Genomic DNA, 1374 nt, shown 5'->3' on the forward strand with positions numbered 1-1374 from the left:
CGCGAAGCTGGCTCCGAAGGGAAGCCCTAAAGCGGAACCGGCGCATCGGAACCGGCACGCGCCTCGTTCGCTGGTGTGGCATGACAGATCTCACACTCAACGACGGCCGCACGATGCCCCAGCTCGGCATGGGTACGTGGCAGATTCCCGACAGCCAGGTTGCAGCGATCGTCCGCAGCGGGCTCGATATCGGTTTCCGGTTGGTCGACACTGCCGCGATCTACGAGAACGAACGCGGCGTAGGTGACGGCTATAAGGGGTCGGACGCGTTCCTGACGACCAAGCTTTGGAACGACCGGCAGGGCGATGCGGAAGCGGCGATGGACGAGAGTCTTGCGCTACTGGGAGTCGAATCGGTCGGTCTGTACCTGATGCACTGGCCGGTGCCGAGCGAGGGCAAATTCGTCGACGCGTGGAAGGCGATGATCGCGCTGCGCGACGCCGGGAAGGCCAAGTCGATCGGCGTTTCGAACTTTTTGCCCGAGCATATCGATGCGATCGTCGCTGCGACCGGGGTGACTCCGGCGGTCAACCAGATCGAGCTTCATCCGAACTTCCAGCAGCGCGAGCAGCGGAAGTATCATGAGGCGCACGGCATCGTGACGCAGAGCTGGAGTCCGTTGGGGCAGGGGAAGACGCTGTTGCAGGACGAGGCCATCGTTCGGATCGCCGATAAACATGGGCGGAGTGCGGCGCAGGTGATCCTTGCGTGGCATCTGGCGAACGGCTTTTCGGTTATTCCGAAGGCTTCGGATGCGGAGCACCTCGCGGACAATTTCTCGGCGTTGGATCTGACGTTGGATGACGAGGATATGGCTGGGATCGGAGCGCTTGATGATCCGGCGGGTCGTTTGGGACGTGAGCCGAACAGCATGTGATGGGGCGGGAGGCTCTCCGACCTCCTCCGTCATCCCGACGAAAGTCAGGACCCAGGGTGACGGACGTTGCGCTGTGTGGCTCTGGGTCCTGACTTTCGTCAGGATGACGGAGAAAATTGGTCGTTCGGTGATCAAGCAATCCGGCTGCCGACCGTCCGCAGGTCCTCTACGAAACGCTCATATTCCTCTGCTGCCTGCGCCGGATCGGGCAACCGGAGTAGGTAGCTTGGATGCACCGTGATCCAGGCTTCGCCGCCGTCGGGTAGCTGCAACGCGCGGCCTCGTTCTCGGCCTATCGTCATTACCTTGCCGAACAGCGAGCGCGCCGCGGTCGCACCCAGCGCCACCGTCACCTTCGGCTTGATCAGCATCTGCTCCTGCTCGATCCACCAGCGGCAGGCGTCGATTTCGCCCGCTTCCGGCTTGGCGTGGATGCGGCGTTTGCCGCGTTGTTCGAACTTGAAGTGTTTCACCGCGTTGGTGACGTAGGCGCGGG

General features: G+C 62.6%; 2 protein-coding genes. One reads left to right on the forward strand and one right to left on the reverse strand.

Annotation, left to right across the window (positions count from 1 at the left end; translation table 11 throughout):
• Window positions 1-80: 80 nt before the first annotated feature.
• Window positions 81-878: an aldo/keto reductase gene (locus U1872_RS22330; RefSeq protein ID WP_332742148.1), complete on the forward strand. Its 798-nt coding sequence runs from the start codon at window positions 81-83 to the stop codon at window positions 876-878.
• 131 nt (window positions 879-1009) lie between these two features.
• Here U1872_RS22330 and U1872_RS22335 read toward each other — a convergent pair.
• A partial coding sequence (locus U1872_RS22335) for a uracil-DNA glycosylase family protein (protein ID WP_332795061.1) occupies window positions 1010-1374 on the reverse strand: 365 nt, incomplete at its 5' end.

The sequence above is a fragment of the Parasphingomonas frigoris genome (assembly GCF_036663815.1).
GTDB lineage: Bacteria > Pseudomonadota > Alphaproteobacteria > Sphingomonadales > Sphingomonadaceae > Sphingomonas.